17 protein-coding genes and 1 pseudogene are annotated in these 19,962 nt (G+C 75.0%); 10 read left to right on the forward strand and 8 right to left on the reverse strand.

Annotation, left to right across the window (positions count from 1 at the left end):
- Window positions 1-39 precede the first annotated feature (39 nt).
- Both B7P34_RS39500 and B7P34_RS28630 read right to left on the reverse strand, forming a co-directional pair.
- Window positions 40-1,236, reverse strand: a complete 1,197-nt coding sequence (locus tag B7P34_RS39500; RefSeq protein WP_106681092.1) for an EfeM/EfeO family lipoprotein — start codon at window positions 1,234-1,236, stop codon at window positions 40-42.
- Window positions 1,237-2,131: 895 nt separating this feature from the next.
- Complete coding sequence (locus B7P34_RS28630) at window positions 2,132-2,833, reverse strand: nuclease-related domain-containing protein (RefSeq protein WP_146166957.1); 702 nt, start codon at window positions 2,831-2,833, stop codon at window positions 2,132-2,134.
- 295 nt (window positions 2,834-3,128) lie between these two features.
- Here B7P34_RS28630 and B7P34_RS28635 point away from each other — a divergent pair, with 295 nt between their 5' ends.
- Entirely contained in the window at window positions 3,129-4,724 is a 1,596-nt protein-coding gene (locus B7P34_RS28635) for an alpha/beta hydrolase (protein WP_106681094.1), read from the forward strand.
- Between the two features lie 242 nt (window positions 4,725-4,966).
- Here B7P34_RS28635 and hemQ read toward each other — a convergent pair whose 3' ends face one another.
- The gene (gene hemQ / locus B7P34_RS28640) at window positions 4,967-5,680 is read right to left on the reverse strand and encodes a hydrogen peroxide-dependent heme synthase (protein WP_106681095.1); all 714 of its coding nucleotides are present in this window, start codon (window positions 5,678-5,680) and stop codon (window positions 4,967-4,969) included.
- A gap of 5 nt (window positions 5,681-5,685) precedes the next feature.
- Window positions 5,686-7,152, reverse strand: a complete 1,467-nt coding sequence (gene hemG, locus B7P34_RS28645; RefSeq protein WP_106681096.1) for a protoporphyrinogen oxidase — start codon at window positions 7,150-7,152, stop codon at window positions 5,686-5,688.
- A 207-nt stretch (window positions 7,153-7,359) separates the two neighbouring features.
- Between hemG and B7P34_RS28650 the strand changes: the two genes are divergently transcribed.
- The 5 genes from B7P34_RS28650 to B7P34_RS28670 all read left to right on the forward strand — a co-directional run bounded on the left by B7P34_RS28650 (window position 7,360) and on the right by B7P34_RS28670 (window position 12,605).
- On the forward strand, window positions 7,360-8,541 hold the full coding sequence (locus tag B7P34_RS28650) for a thiolase family protein (RefSeq protein WP_223268332.1): 1,182 nt from the start codon (window positions 7,360-7,362) through the stop codon (window positions 8,539-8,541).
- A gap of 75 nt (window positions 8,542-8,616) precedes the next feature.
- Window positions 8,617-9,807 (forward strand): 4-hydroxybenzoate 3-monooxygenase, encoded by a 1,191-nt coding sequence (locus B7P34_RS28655; protein WP_106681098.1) that lies wholly within the window; start codon window positions 8,617-8,619, stop codon window positions 9,805-9,807.
- 54 nt (window positions 9,808-9,861) lie between these two features.
- A complete protein-coding gene (pcaH, locus tag B7P34_RS28660) occupies window positions 9,862-10,605 on the forward strand; it encodes a protocatechuate 3,4-dioxygenase subunit beta (RefSeq protein WP_106681099.1) in 744 nt (247 codons plus the stop codon).
- The gene (pcaG, locus tag B7P34_RS28665; RefSeq protein ID WP_189383129.1) at window positions 10,605-11,144 is read left to right on the forward strand and encodes a protocatechuate 3,4-dioxygenase subunit alpha; all 540 of its coding nucleotides are present in this window, start codon (window positions 10,605-10,607) and stop codon (window positions 11,142-11,144) included. Before pcaH ends, pcaG begins: the two co-directional genes overlap by 1 nt.
- An 81-nt stretch (window positions 11,145-11,225) precedes the next feature.
- Window positions 11,226-12,605: an FAD-dependent oxidoreductase gene (locus tag B7P34_RS28670; protein WP_106681100.1), complete on the forward strand. Its 1,380-nt coding sequence runs from the start codon at window positions 11,226-11,228 to the stop codon at window positions 12,603-12,605.
- Between the two features lie 71 nt (window positions 12,606-12,676).
- Here the strand turns inward: B7P34_RS28670 and B7P34_RS28675 are convergent, their stop codons facing one another.
- Window positions 12,677-13,033 (reverse strand): hypothetical protein, encoded by a 357-nt coding sequence (locus B7P34_RS28675; protein ID WP_146166958.1) that lies wholly within the window; start codon window positions 13,031-13,033, stop codon window positions 12,677-12,679.
- Between the two features lie 392 nt (window positions 13,034-13,425).
- On the opposite strand from B7P34_RS28675, the gene B7P34_RS28680 reads away from it, so the two are divergent.
- The gene (locus tag B7P34_RS28680; RefSeq protein WP_106681102.1) at window positions 13,426-14,361 is read left to right on the forward strand and encodes a nitroreductase/quinone reductase family protein; all 936 of its coding nucleotides are present in this window, start codon (window positions 13,426-13,428) and stop codon (window positions 14,359-14,361) included.
- 27 nt (window positions 14,362-14,388) lie between these two features.
- Here B7P34_RS28680 and B7P34_RS28685 read toward each other — a convergent pair whose 3' ends face one another.
- On the reverse strand, window positions 14,389-14,943 hold the full coding sequence (locus B7P34_RS28685; RefSeq protein WP_106681103.1) for a MarR family winged helix-turn-helix transcriptional regulator: 555 nt from the start codon (window positions 14,941-14,943) through the stop codon (window positions 14,389-14,391).
- Between the two features lie 127 nt (window positions 14,944-15,070).
- On the opposite strand from B7P34_RS28685, the gene B7P34_RS28690 reads away from it, so the two are divergent.
- Window positions 15,071-16,141 carry an alkene reductase gene (locus tag B7P34_RS28690; RefSeq protein ID WP_106681104.1) on the forward strand — a complete coding sequence of 357 codons (1,071 nt, stop codon included), beginning with the start codon at window positions 15,071-15,073 and terminating at the stop codon, window positions 16,139-16,141.
- Window positions 16,142-16,305: 164 nt separating this feature from the next.
- Here B7P34_RS28690 and hemE read toward each other — a convergent pair whose 3' ends face one another.
- Window positions 16,306-17,370, reverse strand: a complete 1,065-nt coding sequence (gene hemE / locus B7P34_RS28695; RefSeq protein WP_106681105.1) for a uroporphyrinogen decarboxylase — start codon at window positions 17,368-17,370, stop codon at window positions 16,306-16,308.
- 90 nt (window positions 17,371-17,460) lie between these two features.
- On the opposite strand from hemE, the gene B7P34_RS28700 reads away from it, so the two are divergent.
- Together B7P34_RS28700 and B7P34_RS28705 are read left to right on the forward strand one after the other, a co-directional pair.
- Complete coding sequence (locus tag B7P34_RS28700; RefSeq protein ID WP_106681106.1) at window positions 17,461-18,174, forward strand: DUF3000 domain-containing protein; 714 nt, start codon at window positions 17,461-17,463, stop codon at window positions 18,172-18,174.
- Window positions 18,175-19,196: 1,022 nt separating this feature from the next.
- Window positions 19,197-19,859: a response regulator transcription factor gene (locus B7P34_RS28705; RefSeq protein ID WP_030369345.1), complete on the forward strand. Its 663-nt coding sequence runs from the start codon at window positions 19,197-19,199 to the stop codon at window positions 19,857-19,859.
- Between the two features lie 17 nt (window positions 19,860-19,876).
- Here the strand turns inward: B7P34_RS28705 and B7P34_RS39835 are convergent.
- Window positions 19,877-19,951: pseudogene (locus B7P34_RS39835) on the reverse strand (hypothetical protein); the annotation flags it as partial.
- Window positions 19,952-19,962: the final 11 nt, after the last annotated feature.

Consider the following 19,962-nt stretch of genomic DNA (forward strand, 5'->3'; position numbering starts at 1 on the left):
GGAGGAGGCCGCGGCGGGGCACGCGGCGGGTGGCGGGCCTCACGGAGTCCTCCGTACGTCGCAGAGCGCGGCGACGGCCGCGAGGCGCTCGGTGAGGTCGCCGACGGCGGCGTCGATGCGGGCCCGCTCCGTACGGCCCAGGCGGGCCGGGGGCGTCCAGCCGCCGTGGTGGGCGCGGGCGTCGAGGGTGCGGGCGAGGCCGCCCAGGCGGCGGTCGAGGGCCGGGAGGGCGGGGTAGCGGGTGCGCAGGAACGGGCGGAGGCGGTCCAGGACGGCGCGGGTGGCGTCGACGTGGGCGCGGGCGGTTGCCAGGCCCGTGCCGCTGCCGTAGTCGGTGCGGCCGGTCAGTTCGGCCCGCAGCGTGTCCTCCAGGATCTCGTGCGCGCGGCGGCCGAGGTCGGCGGGGTCCATCCGGGTGCCGGCCCAGGCGGTGCGCAGGGCGCGCACGTCCCGGGCGAGGCGGTCAGCGGCGGGCCGGAGGGTGGTGGGGCGCTCGTGGTGCCAGAGGCCGTGCTCGACGCGGTGGAAGCCGGTGAAGCCCGGGTCGCGCAGGCCGCGGGGCAGGCCGGCGGTGGTGCGGTCCACGGCGTCACCCGCGTCGCCGAAGGCGTCGTAGGCGGCGCCGAGGCGGGCGTAGGCGAGGTGGGCGGTGAGCCAGCGGGTGCGGGCGGCGGGGATGTCGCCGGCGCGGACGGCCGCGCGCAGGGCGTCGGTCGCCGACACGAGGCGGGCCATGCGGGTGGTGACCCACCGCTGGTAGTCCAGGGCGGGCGGGATGAGGTCGTGCGCGGTGAGGGGGACGGCGGCGGGGCCGGCGCCGCCGCCGTCCGTGCGGCCGGGGATGCGGACGGCCGGGCCGGTGACGGGGTCGGCGTCCTCGCCGAAGCACACGAACGCGTACGTGTCGCCGCCGCCGAGCCGCGCGCGCATCGTCCGGACCGCCCCGGGCCCGATCCCTTCGGCCTCGCCGAGCACGGCGCCGGTACGGGCGTCGGTGAGCTGGGTCTCGGCGGCGGTGCCGGAGCTGTTGTGCAGGGTGAAGGTGAGCGTGCCGGGGCGGGGGTGCCGCCAGCCGTGTCCGCAGCGGTGGGGTGACACGTCGACGGTGTCGCCTGCGGCGGGCGTACGGGGTGCGGGGGCGCCGCAGCCGGCGAGGCCGAGCAGGGCGCCGCCGACGGCCGCGGCGGCGACGGCCGCGCGCCGGCGCGGCGGACGACCGTCCCGGCTACGTCTCATCGACCGCCTCCTCCGTCACGTCCGTCCGGCACGTCCGCCCGGCACCGCCGGGATCGTCGTCGGTGGTTGCGCGCCGCCGCGGCGGGGGATGGTTGCCGGGGCGGCGAGCGAAACATCCGCAGGCACCCGCCCGCACTCCTCAGCCGCAACGGCGCACAACCACCGGACAACCGCCCCGGCGGTGCCGAACCCGGCCAAGCCCATCGGACACCACCGGACACCACCACCGCGGTCACACGCCACCGCGACGGACGACCGGGCCAACACCGAAGAGGACACCTGCCCCTCTCCACCGCCACCACGGCGCACAACCACCGGACAACCGCCCCGGCGGTGCCGAACCCGGCCGAACCCGTCAGGCACCGCCGGACACCACCACCGTGGCCGCACACCGCCACGGCGGACGACCGCCGCAACACCAGAGAGCACCCGCACCTCTCCACCGCCACCACGGCGCACAACCACCGGACAACCGCCCCGGCGGCGCCGGACCGGCCGAGCCCGTCGGACACCACCGGACACCACCGCCGTGGCCGCACACCGCCACGGCGGACGACCGCCGCAACACCAGAGAGCACCCGCACCTCTCCACCGCCGCCACGCGCACAGCCACCGGACAACCGTCCCGGCGGTGCCGGACCGGCCGAGCCGTCACGTAGCGGCAGAAGCGAACGCGGTCGAGTTACGGGGCGGCAGCCGTGCGGGGCCGTGGGCCGGCGGGAAGGGCGCCCCGGAGGGGGCCCTCATCCCCGAGCGTCCGCCGGACACGGCGCACCGCACCGCAGCCTCCCCGTGGTCCTCGACCGCATGATCAAGGCTAGGGGCCGGGCCCCGCTCCGGTCGGGAAATACGCCCGCAGGTCACCCGTTTGACGGCCTGTCACGCGCCGCGCCGGTCACGCCCAGAGCCACACCCGCCGGTTCCGCGCGACGGTGTGGATGCGCCGGGAACGGTCCGGGTGCAGCGCACCGCCCAGCGCGCCCAGCCCCGGCACGTCCCGCTCCCCCAGCACCCGGACGTCGTCCAGCTCGGGCGCCACGTCCACGCTCCGTGCGCCCACGAACACCAGCACCGGCCGCACCTGCACGAGGAACCCGCAGCCGCGGGTGAGGACGAGCGACGCGCGGGCCGCGTCGTGCCGGGCCTCGCGGACGTACGGCTGCGGATGCCGCTCGCGGTCCGTCCGCACCTCCGACGCGCCGACCCGCACCCGCGCCCGCCGCCCGGGCCGGGTGGCGATGCCGAAGGCGCCGCCGGGCCCGATGAGCAGGTGGGAGATGATCGCGTCGCCCGGAAGGACGATGGAGTGCACGACGTCCCAGCCGCCGCCGGCGAGTCCTTCGAGCGCCGCGCCGACGCACTGCTCGGCGGCCAGCGCCCGGCGCCAGTCGTCCTCCACGGGCCGCCGTCCGAGCAGCCGGGCGAGGACGAGGCGGGCGCGGCCGGACGGCCCGGCGGCGCCGGAGCCGTCGAGGCGGGCGCGGAGCGTCTCGCCGGGCCGGTTGGGCGCAAGGTCGTCGTCGGGCGGCAGGAACAGCCGCTCGGGGTCGAACGCCTTGCCGTTCGCGCTCCTCTTGCCGTCCGGCCGCTCCCGCACGCAGACCACCCCCCTCCGCCATACTGCCGCAGAAGTGCGGGAACCAACCCGTCCGGCGGACCGTTCCCCTGTCAGAGGCCCCGCGACATCCCCCCGATCGCGGGGTCTCGTCCATTCCCCGGCCGGCCGGGGCCGCCCCTGCCCGGCGCCCCGCACCCCCGCACCGCGCCCCGCACTCCCGTGCCGCACCCCCATCCGGCCCCATCCCGGCGACACCCGCCCCCGGTGCTTTACAACGCCAAACACCCCGCCAATTATCCCTTTCGTCACATTAAATGCCGGGAAGGGATGGTCAGTGAGAGCACTCGCCTTGTACGGAGCCCTGGGATCGCTGGTCCTCACGACGCTCACCGCCGCCCCGGCCGACGCCCTCGTCCCGCACCGCACCCACGCGCCCGGCGGCTACGCCGAAATGCTCGGCGCGGAGGAAGCCGCCCGGGAGGCCGCCTCGGAGGGCATCAGCTTCGGCACGTGCCCCGAGGCCGAGGGCCTGCCCGCCCCCTTCGAGTGCGGCACCGTCTCCGTGCCGGTGGACTACGCCCACCCCCACGGCAAGCACATCAGCCTCACCGTCAGCCGCGGCCGCGCCACCGGCCCGGACTCCGGCCGGCAGGGCGCGCTCGTCTTCAACCCCGGCGGCCCGGGCGGATCCGGCATGTTCTTCCCGCTGCTCGCGGCCATCCCGCAGTGGCAGAACCTGGCGAAGGCGTACGACTTCGTCGGCTACGCCCCCCGCGGCGTCGGCCGCTCCGCGCCCCTGTCGTGCGTCTCCCCCGCGAGCTTCGTGAAGGCCCCCACGGAGGCGCCGGAGCACCCGTCCTCCGCGTACAAGCGCAAGAAGGTCGCCGAGGCGAAGGCCTACGCGCAGAGCTGCGCGCGCCGCGCGGGCTCCGACCTGCAGCACTTCACCAGCCTCAACAACGCCCGCGACCTGGACGTCCTGCGCGCCGCGCTCGGCGAACGGCGGCTCACCTACATGGGGGCGTCCTACGGCACCTACTTCGGCGCGCTCTACGCCACCCTGTTCCCGGGGCACGTGCGCCGCATGGTCTTCGACAGCGTGGTCGACCCCGACCCCGAGAAGATCTGGTACCGCAGCAACCTCAGCCAGTCCGAGGCGTTCGAGACCCGCTGGAGCGACTGGCGGCGCTGGGTCGCCCGGCACGACGACGTCTACCACCTGGGCCGCACGGCGAAGCAGGTCCACGCCTCGTACGAGCGCGCGAGCCGCCGGCTGGGGCGCAAGCCGGTCGGCAAGGTCGGCCCCGGGGAGCTGCAGGCCGCGCTCCTCCAGGTCGGCTACACCGACAGCTACTGGGCGCGCAGCGCGAACGCCCTCTCCTCGTACCTGCGCGGGGACGCCAAGTCCCTGCGCGCCCTCGCTGAGCCGGACACGGGCGGCGCGGTGGCCAGTGAGAACTCCAACGCCGTCTACACGGCCGTCGAGTGCAACGACGTGCGCTGGCCGCGCTCGTGGAAGAAGTGGGACCGCGACAACACGCGGCTCGCGCGGCGGGCGCCCTTCGAGACGTGGCAGAACGCGTGGATGAACCTGCCGTGCGCGTTCTGGAAGGCGCCGTCGCAGCGGCCGCTCGACGTCCGGGCGGCGCGCGGCGCGCTCCCGCCCACGCTGCTGCTCGCGGCGGAGCGGGACGCGGCGACGCCGTATCCGGGCGCGCTGGAGCTGCGTCGCCGGCTGGCGGGCTCGGCCCTGGTGACCGAGCGGGGCTCGGGCACGCACGGCATCGGCGGCGGCCCGAACGCCTGCGTCAACCGCCACCTGGACGCGTACCTGCTGAGGGGCACGGTCCCGGCGCGGGACGCGACGTGCGCTCCGCGCCGGGAGCCCGCGGCGACGAGCGGCAAGCAGGCCCGGCCGGCCGCGGGCTGACTCCCGGCGGTGCCGCGCCCGGAGCCCACTGGCCGGGTCCGGCACCGCGGGGCTGTCACGTGGTGCCGGGCCGGGCTACGGCCCGGTCCGGCACCGCCGGACTCCGGCGCTGTGGTGGCCCGCCGCTGCGGCGGCAGAAGGTGCCCGCCGCCACGGCGGGAAGCCACCGCCATGAGGGTCCGGCGGAATGCGCGGCTCACGCAAGCGGCGCGTGCCGCCGCCCGCCGGCAAGGCGCTACGCGTTACGCCAGCCCCGCCACCAGCTCCGCGACCGCCTTGCGGCGACCCGTGTAGAACGGGACCTCCTCGCGGACGTGCATCCGCGCCTCGGACGCGCGCAGGTGCCGCATGAGGTCGACGATCCGGTACAGGTCGTTCGCCTCGAAGGCGAGGATCCACTCGTAGTCGCCCAGCGAGAACGACGCGACCGTGTTCGCCCGGACGTCCGGGTAGCCGCGGGCCATCTTGCCGTGGTCGGCGAGCATGCGGCGGCGGTCCTCGTCGGGCAGCAGGTACCAGTCGTAGGAGCGGACGAAGGGGTAGACGCTGACGTAGTCGCGCGGGGTCTCGTCGGCGAGGAACGCCGGGATGTGCGACTTGTTGAACTCGGCGGGGCGGTGCAGCGCCATGTTGGACCACACGGGCTCCAGCGCACGGCCGAGCTTCGTGCGGCGGAAGAGGTTGTACGCGTCCTGGAGGGCGTCCGAGGTCTCGGAGTGCCACCAGATCATGACGTCGGCGTCGGCGCGCAGGCCGGAGAGGTCGTACGTGCCGCGCACGGTGACGTCCTTCTCCGCGAGCTGGGCGAACAGCTCCTCGACCTCGTCGGCCCAGCCGGCGCGGTCCTGCGGGAGGACGTCGCGGAGCTTGAACACCGACCAGAGGGTGTAGCGGATGACCTCGTTGAGGTCCTTGGCCTTCTTGCCGGCGTTCGGGATCTTCTGCGCGTCTGTCATGGTTCCTATTCTCCCCTGCCGTCCCCGGCGTCCTCGTCCAGGGTGGTGAGTGCTTCGCGTGCTTCCAGTGCCCCGAGCACCTGGTCGGCCGCCCGGTGGGCGCTGGCGACGCAGGCGGGGATGCCCACGCCGTCGTAGACCGCGCCGCAGACGGCCAGGCCGGGCACGCGGCCGACGGCCTCGCGGATGCGGGCGACGCGGTCCAGGTGCCCCACGGGGTACTGCGGCAGGCCGCCGTCCCAGCGGGTGACGCGGGTCTCGACCGGGGCGGCCGCGAGGCCGACCGCGTCGCCGAGGTCCTTGAGGGAGACGGACACCAGATCGGCGTCGTCGCGCCGCAGGTCGGCCTCGTCGCCGTACCGCCCGATCGAGGTCCGCAGGACGAACAGGCCCGGGTCGGCGTCGGCGTTCCAGCGCCACTTGTTGCTGCTGAAGGTGGAGGCCTTGATCGTGCGGCCGTCGACGGGCGGCACGAGGAAGCCGCTGCCGTGCAGCAGCCCCTCCACGTCGGGGCGCCGGAAGGCCATGGTGACCAGGGCCATCGAGGCGTACTCGACGGCGGCGAGGCCGTCGGCGGCGGCCGGGGCGGTGCCGCGCAGGAGCCGTCCGGCTTCCCCGGCGGGCGCGGCGAGGACGACGGCGTCGGCGGTGAGGGTCCGGTCGCCCGCGCGGACGGTCCACCGCGCGCCGTCCCGGCGGAGCTCGTCCGCGCGGGTTCGGGTGAGGATCTCGCCGCCGGCTGCCCGCACCGCGTCGGCGACGGCGAGCGGCAGCCGTCCGATGCCGCCTTCGATGCCCATGAAGACGGGCCCGGTCTGCTGCCGGGCGGCGGCGCGGGCCTGGAGGTCGCGGACGGCCTCGCCGAGGGAGGCGTGGGTGCGGGCGGCCTCGAAGAGCGGGGGGACGGCGGCGCGCATCGAGATGCGGTAGGCGTCGCCCGCGTAGACGCCGCCGAGCAGCGGTTCGACGAGCCGGTCGACGACCTCGCGGCCCATGCGCTCGGCGATGTACGCGCCGATGGCGACGTCCTCGCCGGGGTCGGTGTGCGGCAGCCCGGCGTCCTGGGCGACGCGTGCGAGGCCGTCGGCGGAGAGGATGCCGGCGGCGGCGAGCGGGGCGAGGTCGCCGGGGACGCCCATGGTGTGGCCGGTGGGGAGGGGGCGCAGTTCGCCGCGGGTCCAGAGCATGGCGGTGGCGGCGGGCGGCTGCAGGTCGTCGCCGAGCCCCGCGGCGCGGGCGAGTTCGACGGCCTCGGGGCGCCGGGCCAGCACCGATTCGGCTCCGAGGTCCACGGGCATGCCCGCGATCTCGCCGGCGTGCAGCTTGCCGCCGACGCGGTCGCCGCCTTCCAGGAGGGTGACGCGGACGCCCGCGCGGGCGAGCCGGAGGGCGGCGGCGAGGCCGGAGATCCCGCCGCCGATGACGATCACATGATGCTCGGAAGAGACCGCTGAACGGCCTGCTGCGCTCATGAGACCACTCTCTCAAACAGCCTCAAACACCCATCCACCGCCCTCCGCCGCACCTCCCGACCGACCGATCGGACGGTTGCCCATTGACAGCGCCGGAGGCAGCCCGAAGACTCGACTGCGGCCGGCCAGGAACAGCAGTGGGGAACAGCAGTTCACACGGCGGCCCCGGTGGCGGGGCCCCGCGGGAGGAGTGCCATGAACGACCGCATCCGGGACGTCTACGTCGTCGACGCCGTGCGCACCCCGGTCGGCAAGTACGGCGGGGCGCTCGCCTCCGTGCGCCCGGACGACCTCGCCGCGCACGTCGTCCGCTCGGTCGCCGGCCGCAGCCCCGGGCTCGACCCGGCCCGGATCGACGATGTCGTCTTCGGCAACGCCAACGGCGCCGGCGAGGAGAACCGCAACGTGGGCCGGATGGCCGTGCTGCTGTCCGGGCTGCCGGTGACCGTGCCGGGCATGACGGTCAACCGGCTGTGCGCCTCCGGCCTGGAGGCCGTCGTCCACGCGTACCGGACGATCGCCCTCGGCGACGCGTCGGTGGTCGTGGCGGGCGGCGTGGAATCCATGACCCGCGCGCCGTACGTCCTGCCGAAGCCGGAGCGGGCCTTCCCCTCGGGCCACCAGGAGCTGTACTCGACCACGCTCGGCTGGCGGATGACCAACCCGGCGATGCCGGAGCAGTGGACGACGTCGCTGGGCGAGGGCGCCGAGCTGATCGCGGACAAGTACGGCATCACGCGCGAGCAGCAGGACGCCTACGCGCTCGCCAGCCACCGGAAGGCGGCGCGGGCGTGGGCGGAGGGCGCGTACGACGCCGAGGTGGTGCCGCTGCCGGGCGTGGACCTGCCGCGGGACGAGACGATCCGCGACAACACCTCTATGGAGGCCCTCGCCCGCCTGAAGCCGGCCTTCCGCAAGGACGGGGGCACGGTCACGGCGGGCAACGCCTCGCCGCTCAACGACGGAGCGGCGGCGCTGCTGCTGTGCGATGAGGAAGGGCTGCGCGAGACGGGCCGCGAGCCCCTCGCGCGGATCCGGGCGTCCGCGGTCACCGGCATCGAGCCGGACCTCTACGGGCTGGGGCCGGCGGAGGCCGTGCGGCGCGCCCTCGCCAAGGCCGGGCGCTCCTTTGCGGACGTGACACATTTTGAACTCAACGAGGCGTACGCGGCACAGGTCCTGGGATGCTTCGAGGAGTGGCCGGAGCTCGACACCGGGATCGTCAACCCCCGTGGCGGCGCGATCGCCATCGGCCACCCGCTGGGCTGCTCCGGCGCGCGCCTCGCGGGATCGGTCGCCCATCAGCTCGCCGCGGCGGGCTCGGGCACGGGGCTGGCCGCACTGTGCATCGGCGTGGGGCAGGGGCAGGCACTGGTCCTCGAACGCTGAGGGCCCGCCCGCCCGGGACGCGCGCACACGCCGGGGACGCGTACGGCGCTCGCACTCCGGGGAGGTTGCCCGCACATGCGTACCACCGTCGGCATCATCGGGGCCGGGCCGGCCGGCCTGCTGCTCGCCCGGCTGCTGCACCGGGCGGGCGTGGACTGCGTCGTCCTGGAGACCCGCGACCGGGCGTACGTCGAGCGGCGGCAGCGCGCCGGGATCCTGGAGCAGGGCTCGGCGGACGTCCTGCGGGAGTGCGGCGCCGGGGACCGGCTGGACCGCGAGGGGCTGATTCACCGCGGCTTCGAGCTGCGCTTCGAAGGCGAGGCGCACCGGGTGGACCTGCCGTCCAGGACGGGCGGCCGGACCGTGACGATCTATCCGCAGACCGAGGTGGTCAAGGACCTGATCGCCCTTCAGCTGGGCGGCGGGCCACCGCTGTTGTTCGACACGCGGGTGGTCGCCGTCGAGAAGGCCGACGGCGAGCAGCCGCTCATCCGCTTCGTCCGGGGCGGGCAAGGGGGGCGGCACGGCCGGGAGGGCACGCTGGAGTGCGAGTACGTGGCGGGCTGCGACGGCTCGTACGGCGCCTCCCGGCGCGCCCTGCCCGCAAGCGCGGTGACGATGCACGCGCGCACGTACCCGTACTCGTGGCTCGGCATCCTCGCGGACGTGCCGCCCTCCAGCGACGAGCTGCTGCTGGCCGGCCACGAGCGGGGCTTCGCGCTGCACAGCATGCGCTCCCCCACCGTCTCCCGGCTCTACCTGCAGGTGCCCAACGGCACCGACCCGCGCGACTGGCCGGACGACCGCGTCTGGGACGAGCTGGACGTCCGGCTGGCCGCCGGCAACTGGCGGCTGCGGCGCGGGCCCGTCCTCGCCAAATCGGTGAACGGCCTGCGCAGCCAGGTGATCGAGCCGATGCGGTACGGGCGGCTGCTGCTCGCGGGGGACGCGGCGCACATCGTGCCGCCGAGCGCCGCCAAGGGCCTCAACCTGGCCTTCGGGGACGTCGTCACCATGGCCCGGGCGTTCACGCACTGGCACCGGACGGGATCGACGGCGCTCCTCGACCGGTATTCGGACAACTGCCTGCGCCGCGTGTGGCAGGCGCAGTTCTTCTCGCACGAGCTGACGACGATGCTGCACGCGGCGCCGGGCGCCGACGCGTACGACCGTGCGATGCAGCTGACGTGGCTGCGCCGGGTCACGGGCCCCACGGCGGCCGCGGCCGAACTGGCCGAGAACTATGCGGGGGCACCACTGGTCTGACCTGACGGCAGGCCGGTCGGGATCACCGGGCGCTACCCGGGGTAGAGCAGGGCCATGGCCCTCTCTGAACCCGCACCTCACCCCGCGCAGGAACAGATACGCCCCACGGACTCCGCCGGCGCCTCCGACACCGCCGCGCGGGCCGTCGCCCTCCGGGCTCCCCTCAGGCCGGCCGTGCGCGTGCCCGTGTCCGTGCCCGCCGCTCCCGGAACCGCCGAACTGACCGGCCCCGTCTTCGGGACGGCCGACGTCGGGCCCCTCGACCACGACCTCACCCGGCAGCACCGCGGCGAGCCGGTCGGCGAGCGCATCGTCGTCGCCGGGCGGGTCACGGACCGCCGGGGCCGCCCCGTGCGCGGCCAGCTGGTGGAGCTGTGGCAGGCCAACGCCGCGGGCCGCTACGCCCACCCCCTCGACCGCCACCCCGCCCCGCTCGACCCCCACTTCACCGGCGCGGGCCGCTGCCTCACCGGCGACGACGGCCGCTACCGCTTCGTCACCATCCGGCCCGGCGCCTATCCGCTGGGCGGTTCGAACGACGCCTGGCGCGCCGCCCACCTGCACTTCTCGCTCTTCGGCACGGCGTTCACACAGCGGCTCGTGACCCAGATGTACTTCCCCGGCGACCCGCTCCTGCCCGATGACCTGATCCGGAACGCCGTCGGCGCACCGGCGGCCCGCGACCGGCTGGTCAGCGCCCTGGACCGGACGCTCGGCGAGCCCGGCCGCTCCCTCGGCTACCGCTGGGACATCGTCCTGGACGGCCCGGCCGCCACCTGGACCGAAGGGGACCGCTGATGCTGCTGCCCCCGACCCCGTCCCAGACCATCGGCCCCTACTACGGCACCGCCCTGCCGTTCCCCGGCGGCGGCGACGCGGCCCCGGCCGGGCACCCGGCCGCCGTGACCCTGCACGGCCACGTCCGCGACGGGGAGGGCGCGCCCGTGCCCGACGGGCTCCTGGAGTTCTGGCAGGCCGGCCCGGACGGCTCGCTCACCGGCGCGCCGGGCAGCCTGCGCCGCGACGGGGAGACGTTCACCGGCTGGGCCCGCGTGCCCACCGACCGGGACGGGCACTACGTCCTGCGCACGCTGCTGCCGGGCGGCGCGCCGTACCTGGCCCTGTGCGTCCACGCCCGGGGCCTGGACCGGCACCTGTTCACCCGGGTGTACGTGGCCGAGCCGCCCGGGGACGCCCTGCTGGCGGCGCTGCCGGCGGACCGGCGGGCCACGCTGCTGGCGCGGCGCGAGGCCGGGCGGCGGAACGCGTACCGCTTCGACGTGACGCTGCAGGGGGACGGCGAGACGGTCTTCCTGGACTGGAGTGCCGGAGACTGACCGGAGACCGGGGCGTGCGGAGACCGGCGCGTCCGGGGAACGGGAAGACTGGAACGGGAAGACGGGAACGGGAGGAGCGGCATGGCCGCACAGCGACTGGTGGTCGTGGGAGGCGACGCGGCGGGCATGTCCGCCGCGTCCCGGGCGCGCCGGCTCAAGGCGCCGGACGAGCTGGAGATCGTCGCGTTCGAGCGCGGCCGGTTCACGTCCTACTCTGCGTGCGGCATTCCCTATTGGGCGGGCGGTGTGGTGGACGGCCCGGACGCGCTCGTCGCCCGGACGCCGGAGGAGCACCGCGCCCGCGGCATCGACGTGCGGACGCGCACGGAGGTGACCGGGCTCGACCTCGACGGGCAGCACGTCCTCGCGCGCGACCTGGAGTCCGGTACGGAGCGCCGGTACGGCTTCGACCACCTCGTCCTCGCGACCGGCGCCCGCCCGGTCCGGCCGCCCCTGGAGGGCATCGACGCCCCGGGCGTGCACGGGGTGCAGACCCTGGACGACGGCCGGGCGCTCGTCGCCGCGCTCGACGGCGGCGCGGCGGACCGCAGGGCGGTGGTGGTCGGCGCGGGGTACATCGGCGTCGAGATGGCGGAGGCCCTCGTCCGGCGCGGCTACGCGGTGACCGTGATCGAGCGCTCCGCACAGCCGATGGCGACCCTCGACCCCGACATGGGCGCGCTCGTGCGCGACGCCATGACCGGCATGGGCATCGAGGTCGTGACGGACACCGAGGTCACGGCCGTGCGGACCGGCCCGGACGGCCGGGTCCGCGCCGTCGCCACCGCCGCCCGCGCACACCCCGCCGACGTGGTCGTCCTCGGCCTCGGCGTGCGCCCGGCCACGGAGCTCGCCCGGGCAGCAGGCCTGCCGCTGGGCCCGTCGGGCGGGCTGCTCACCGACCTGGCCATGCGGGTGCGCGGCCACGAGAACGTCTGGGCGGGCGGCGACTGCGTGGAGGTCCTCGACCTCGTCTCCGGCCGCACCCGCCACATCGCCCTCGGCACGCACGCCAACAAGCACGGGCAGGTCATCGGCACCAACGTGGGCGGCGGGTACGCGACGTTCCCCGGCGTGGTGGGCACGGCCGTCAGCAAGGTCTGCGACCTGGAGATCGCGCGCACCGGCCTGCTGGAGGCCCAGGCGCGGGCGGAGGGCCTGCGCTACGTGACCGCGACCATCGAGTCCACGAGCCGCGCCGGCTACTACCCCGAGGCGCGCCCGATGACGGTGAAGATGCTCGCCGAGCGCGGCACGGGGCGGCTGCTCGGCGTGCAGATCGTGGGGCGCGAGGGCGCGGCGAAGCGGGTGGACGTCGCGGCGGTGGCCCTCACCGCCCGCATGACGGTGGATCAGATGACGTCCCTGGACCTGGGCTACGCCCCGCCGTTCTCACCGGTGTGGGACCCGGTGCTGGTGGCGGCGCGCAGGGCGGCGGCGGCCGTCAAGGACGGGCGGTGACCGCTCACACAGCGGTGCGCCCCGGGCGGGGGTTCCGCCCGGGGCGCACCGTCAGCGTCCTACGACAGCTTTCAGCGCCACTGCTTGATGCAGGTGGTGGGCACCCAGCCCTCGTGTCCCCCGTAGCTCAGGATGACCCAGCTGTTGTCCTTCTTCCCGCAAAGGTCGTAGGACTGGCCGCTCAGGCCGGTGCCGGTCGAGTCGCAGCCGCGGCCGGACTTGCCCTTGGGGAGCAGGCCGACAGCGGTGGCGTTCAGCTTCCGGTCCGTACGGATCTTCACGCTCTCCAGCGCCGTCAGCGTGTTGTAGCTGCAGGATGAGGCGGCGGTGACCCGTGCGTCGGCCGCGGCGACGCCGCCGGTCAGGGCGGTGCCACCGGCGAGAACGGCGGCGGTGACGGCGGTGGCCGCCAACTTCCTTATGCGCATGATGTTTCCCCGTCGTGGTCGGTAACGGTGATCACCACGCTAACCAGGCATGAGCATGACATGCAAAACGGGTGGCGACGCCCGGCTGACCCTCCGCGTTGACGCGGACCGGGCCCGGCGGATGTAATGGGCGGCGTGGCGCGTGGCGCCGGCCAAAGAGAAGTGGGCCGGCCGGCAGCCGGGCGACCACCCGTTGTGCAGGGGTCCTTCCCATGAACATGAACTCGCGTTCCACAGGCTGAGCCTGACGCGGGCGGCGCGCTCGTACGCGTACGCCCCGGCGCTCCGCGCGCCCTTTCTCCCCGTTCCCTCCGCCTCGCGCGGATCCCCGTCTTCAGGCATTTCCGCGCACGTTGACGCGGCCCTGCATTCCTTCCGGAGAGCCCACACGCATGTCTTCTGCACCTTCCTTCAACCAGTCCGTCATCGACGAGTTCCGCGCCAACGGCGGAAAGGCCGGCGGCCCCTTCGAGGGCGGCGACCTGCTGCTGCTCACCACCACCGGCGCCAGGTCCGGTGCGGAGCACACCACGCCGCTCGGCTACGTACGCCACGACGGGCAGCTGCTCGTCGTCGGCTCCAACATGGGAGCGCCCCGGCACCCCGCCTGGTACCACAACCTGCTGGCGCACCCGCTCGTCCAGGTGGAGATCGGGACCGAGCGGTACGCGGCGGTGGCGGTGCCCGCCGAAGGGGCCCGGCGCGACCGGCTGTTCGCGCACGTGGTGCGCGCGGTGCCGGGATACGGCGACTACCAGGCGAACACCTCGCGCGTCCTGCCGGTCGTGGCGCTGGAGCGGACCGGGGAGGACGCCCCGGCCCCGGTCAGGACGCTCGCCGACAAGGTCATGGAGGTCCACACCTGGCTGCGCGCGCAGCTGGAGCACGTACGCGCCGAGGTCGACGCCCACTTCGCCGCCGTGGCGGAGGGCGGCGAGCGGCCGGCGCCGGGGCAGGGACGGGTGCCGGGGCAGGGGCGGATGCCGGGGCTGGGGCTGCAGATCCGGCAGCACTGCCTGGCGTTCTGCCGGACGCTGGAGGCTCACCACACCGGCGAGGACAACGGCCTGTTCCCCGCCATGGAGAGCCACCACCCGGAGCTGGGCGCGGCCTTCGAGCGGCTGCGGGACGAGCACCGGACCATGGCGCGCCTGCAGGGGGAGCTGGCCGCGCTGCTGGCGGACATCGGGAGCGCCGACCCCGTACGGTTCCGCGCCGAACTGGAGCGGATGGCGCAGGAGCTGACGGCGCACCTCGCCTACGAGGAGGAGGTCGTCCTGCCGCCGCTCGCCGGGATCCCGTTCCCGCCGCCGGCACCGCGGCCGTAGCGGGCGCGCGGAGGCGCGTCCGGCACCTCAGCACCCGGTGAGGTTGTCCTCCAGGTGCGCCAGGAGCCGGGCCAGCTCGCTGCGGTCCTTCTCGCCGAGGCCGGCCAGCGTGCGCTCCTCCAGCTCCTGCCACACCCGCCCCACCTCCTGGCGCAGGGCCTCGCCCGCGCCGGTGGTCGCGACGACGACGGCCCGGCGGTCCGCGGCGCACGGTTCGCGGGTGACGAGGCCCGCCTGCTCCAGCCGCTGGACCATACGGGTCACGGTGGAGGGGTCCAGCCCCAGCAGCTTGATCAGCTCGGACTGACGCTGGGGGCCCGCCTCCCACAGCCGCATCATCAGCAGCTCCTGCCCCGCGTGGAGCCCGAGGCGGCGCAGCAGGTTGCCCGCGGTGATGCGGTGGGCGCGGGCGACGCGGGCGATGGCGTGGCTGACCTGCCCCTCGCCTCCGGGGCACAGCCGGGCCGCGGCGGCGCAGGGAGCGCCGGCGGCTTCGCCGGCTGCTGCCGTTTCCGCCGTTCCGGCTGCTTCGGCCGCTTCGGCGGGGCAGCGGGCGGGGGTGTCGTCCGGGGCGTCGGTCATGAGCGGGCTTCCTCCGTGGGGGGATCGGGGTCTCTTCCCTCTCATTATGTTGGCCGGCCAAGTAATGCGCTACAGTGCCTCTCGGGCCGATTACTTGGTCGGCCAATTATTTGTGGAGGGGACCGTCATGACCACTGCTTTCGACCCCATCGACCTCGCCGGCACCCGGCTCGCCAACCGCATCGCCATGGCGCCGATGACGCGCAGCCGCGCCGGCGAGGGCGGCACCGCCACCGAGCTGACCGCCGAGTACTACGCCCAGCGCGCCTCGGCCGGCCTGATCATCACCGAGGGCGTCCAGCCCTCCGTCGTCGGGCAGGGCTACCCCTGGACCCCGGGCCTGCACAGCGCCGAGCAGGTCGCCTCATGGCGCAAGGTCACCGACGCGGTGCACGCCGCGGGCGGCCGGATCTTCGCGCAGCTCATGCACACCGGCCGCATCGGCCACCCGGTCCTGCTGCCGGACGGTCTGGTTCCGGTGGGTCCGTCCGCGATCGCCGCCGAAGGCGCCCACTTCACCCCGGAGGGCATGAAGGACCTCGTCACTCCCCGGGAGCTGACCGGCCCGGAGGTCCGCGCCACCATCGCCGACCACGCCGCCGCCGCGCGCAACGCGATCGAGGCCGGCTTCGACGGCGTCGAGGTGCACGGCGCCAACGGCTACCTGGTCCAGCAGTTCCTCGCCGCCAACAGCAACCGGCGGACCGACGAGTGGGGCGGCAGCGTCGAGAACCGCATCCGCTTCGCCGTCGAGGTCGTCAAGGCCGTCGCCGCCGGGATCGGTGCGGAGCGGACCGGTCTGCGGATCTCGCCCGCGAACACGCTCGGATCGATCGCGGAGACCGACACCGAGGCGACGTACACCGCCCTGGTCGACGCGATCGAGCCGCTGGGCCTGGCCTACCTGCACGTCATGGAGGCGTCGTCCGGCATCCGCGAGCTCACCCTCGACCTGCGCAAGCGGTTCTCCGGCGCCCTCATCCTCAACGCCTTCACCGACGGGCCGACCGGCCCGGACGCCCTCGCGCTCGTCGAGGACGGCACCGCCGACGTCATCAGCTACGGCCAGCTGTTCCTCGCCAACCCGGACCTGCCGGCCCGGCTGAAGGCCGGCGGCCCGTTCAACGCCGCCGACCGCGCCACGTTCTACGGCGGCGGCGCGAAGGGCTACACCGACTACCCGGCGCTGACGGGCTGACGGGCTGACGGGCCGGGCTGACGGACCGGCATCTGACTGACCGGCAACCGGCGAACTCGCCGAGGGCTGCCGGGGCATGCAACACCCAGCGGGCGGCCGCCTACGGCCGCCCGCTCGCCGTATGTGCCGCGCCGGCGGCCGGAAGCCCGGCGGGCGCGGCGCGGTCAGCGGGCCGTGCGCTCGTGCACGTACTCCACGAGGTGCGTCAGCGCGTCCGGGTCCGTGTTCGGCATGACGCCGTGGCCCAGGTTGAAGACGTGGCCCTCCAGGCCGGACGCCGCGTCCAGCACCTCCTGGGCCTTCGTCTCGACCGCGGCGCGGCCGGCGAAGAGCACGGCCGAGTCGAGGTTGCCCTGGAGGGCCTTGCCCGGGCCGACGCGGCGGGCGGCCTCGTCCAGCGGGACGCGCCAGTCGACGCCGACGACGTCCGCGCCGGCCTCGCCCATGAGACCGAGGAGCTCGCCCGTGCCGACGCCGAAGTGGATGCGGGGCACGCCGTGGTGGGCGACCGCGTCGAAGACCTTGGCGGAGGCCGGCATGACGAGGTCGCGGTACTCGGCCGGGGCGAGGGCGCCCGCCCACGAGTCGAAGAGCTGGACGGCGGAGGCGCCGGCCCGGATCTGCACGTCGAGGAAGGCGGCCGTGATGCCCGCGAGACGGTCGACGAGGTCGGCCCAGAGCTCCGGGTCGCCGTACATCATGGCCTTGGTGTTCTCGTACGTGCGCGAGGGGCCGCCCTCGATGAGGTAGCTCGCCAGCGTGAACGGCGCGCCCGCGAAGCCGATCAGCGGGGTCGCGCCGAGCTCGCCGACGAGCTGGGCGACGGCCTCCGTGACGTAGGGGACGTCGGAGGCGTCGAGCGGACGGAGGCGCTCCAGGTCCGCGCGGGTACGGACCGGCTCGGCGACGACCGGGCCGACACCCGGCTTGATGTCCAGGTCGATGCCGATGGCCTTCAGCGGCACCACGATGTCGCTGTAGAAGATCGCGGCGTCGACGTTGTGCCGCCGGACCGGCTGCAGGGTGATCTCGGTGACCAGGTCGGGCCGCATGCAGGAGTCGAGCATCGGGATGCCCTCGCGCACCTTGCGGTACTCGGGGAGCGAGCGGCCCGCCTGCCGCATGAACCAGACCGGAGTGTGGGGCACCGGCTCGCGCCGGCACGCCCTCAGGAACGCCGAGTCGTGTGCGGCGGTACGGCCTGTCTGCTGCTGGCTGCGCTCACTCATGCCCCAAATCTTCGCACGGGCCGAACGAGTGACCCGCCCGTGTGGGTGTCCTACCCGGAACCGCGCGTCGTTCCGCCTAGTCTTCCGGGCATGGCTGCGGCGCAGGGACACCTCTCGGACGGTCCGGACGACGCGGATGGGGAGGGCTCCCCGTCCGTCTTCCGGCAGGCGGTCGCCGGACTGCAAGGAGTGCACCTGCGGCCGGAGATCGAGCTCGACGCGACGCCGCCGCCCCAGCGGCTCGCCCCCTTCTCGTACGCGCTGGAGGCCGCGGTCGTCGTCGACGACCAGGAACTGGCCGACGGCCGGCTGATCCTCCTCCACGACCCCGCCGGGCACGAGGCCTGGGGCGGCACGTTCCGGCTCGTGACGCTCGTGCACGCGGACCTGGAGCCGGAGATGGCGGCGGACCCGCTGCTCCCCGAGGTCTGCTGGTCCTGGCTCACCGGCGCGCTGGAGGCGCGGCGCGTGCCGTACGCGGCGCCGAGCGGCACGGTCACGCGGGCCGGGTCGCACTACTTCGGCGGCCTCGCCGACCGGGAACCGTCGACGCGGATCGAGATCCGCGCCTCCTGGTCGCCGGTCCCGCCGGCGGCGGCGAAGCCCGTACGGGCGGTCCGCGGGGGGAAGGGCGGCGGCCCGGCCGCGGAGCCGCCGGAGGAGTCCGGGGTGCCGGACACGGCGGCGCACCTCGCGGCGTGGTGCGACCTGCTGTGCCAGATCGCGGGCCTCCCGCCGGGCGGCGCGCCCGACGCGGGCGTAGTAACCCTCCCCCAGAGACGGGACCCCCAGGGCCGCCGGTAGCCCGCGGCGGGCCCTTCCCCGTACGTACGGAAGCCGAGGCGGCTCCGGCACCGCCGAACCAGTCCGCCGTGGCCGATCGCCACGGCGGCGGAATCGAAGGGGCGAGGCCCTATCACCGCCGGCCGCCGGCCGCAGCAGGCCAAGGATGCCCCGCATCCTTGAACCGCCGAGGCGGAATCGAAGGGGCGAGGCCCTATCACCGCCGGCCGCCGGCCGCAGCAGGCCAAGGATGCCCCGCATCCTTGAACCCGCCGCGACGGCGACCAGCCGAAGCGGCGCAGTCCGGCGGTGCCGTACGGGCTCAGGTGAGCACGGCACCGCCGAAAGGGCCCGCTGTGGCTGATCACCGCCGCGGCGGACATGAAGGGGCGAGGCCCCTTCACCACAGCGCTCGCCGCGCCGGCCTGCGCGCCCGCAGGCCAAGGATGCCCCGCATCCTTGAAACCGCCGCGACGGCGACCAGCCCCCGCGGCGCAGACCGGCGGTGCCGTACAGGCTCAGGCACGCCCGGCACCGCCGAAAAGGCCCGCCGTGGCTGATCACCGCCGCGGCGGAAGGAAGGGGCCGAGGCCCCTTCACCGGCGCGCTCACCCGCCGGCCCCGGCAGGCCAAGGATGCCCCGCATCCTTGAATCCGCCGCGACGGCGACCAGCCCCCGCGGCGCCACCCGGCGGTGCCGTACGAGCTCCGGGCGCCGCGGCGGCGGACGTGAAGGGGCGCGCCCCTTCACCAGCCACCCCGCACCGCCGAGCCCCGCGCAGCGGCCCCGCAGCGGACGGTCACCCGATTGCCGTATTCATGACCGATTCCGCCCGCCCATCCCCACCATTTCGGTCGGCAACCTGATCGGTTGCCGACCGTTCGCATCCGAATTGCCCGAATTGTTACTCACTAATTCGTGATCATTCCCTAAAGCCGGGACGCTTCGGTGCCGAAGAGGCTTGTGACCCTTCCCATACGGATTACCCCGGCTTACCCCCAAAGCCGGACCCGTCCCCCCGCCACTCCCCCCTGGAGGCTTGGTGTCCGTTCTCCTCGAGCAACCTGCGAGCCTCGCCTACCGCCCCAATAAACCGACGGCCATGGTCGTCGTCGCCGACCCCCGTGTCCGCTCCACCGTCACCCGGCACCTGTGGGCGCTGGGCGTGAGAGACGTGATCGAGGCGTCGTCCATCGCGGAGGCCCGCCCCCGCGTCGGCAACCCGCGTGACATCTGCGTCGCCGACGTCCACCTCCCCGACGGCTCCGGGCTCACCCTCCTGTCCGAGACCCGTGCCGCGGGCTGGCCGAACGGCCTGGCCCTGTCCGCCGCCGACGACATCGGCGCCGTGCGCAACGCCCTCGCGGGCGGCGTGAAGGGCTACGTCGTCACCGGCACCCGCACCAACCTCGGCGTCCCGGGCCGCCCCGGCGCCGCCCCGATCGGCTCCGCAGCCGCTGCCCGGCTGCACCGGCGCCCGCCCGGCGCCCCCGGTCACCCCGGCGGCTACCGCGAGCTGTCCGGCCGAGAGGTCGAGGTGCTGCGGCTGGTCGCGGAGGGCCAGTCCAACAAGGCCATCGGCGTGTCCATGGGCCTGTCGGCGCTCACCGTCAAGAGCCACCTCGCCCGGATCGCCCGCAAGCTCGGCACCGGCGACCGCGCCGGCATGGTCGCGGTCGCGCTGCGCACCGGCATCATCCACTGACGCCCGCGCACCCGGCCGCGCCGGCAGATGACGGCCACGGCGTCCTTGAGGCTGAGTGCGCCCGACAGGTGCGCCGCCGCGACTTCGCCCATGCTGTGGCCGA

This window comes from Streptosporangium nondiastaticum, assembly GCF_003011965.1.
GTDB lineage: Bacteria > Actinomycetota > Actinomycetes > Streptomycetales > Streptomycetaceae > Streptomyces > Streptomyces nondiastaticus.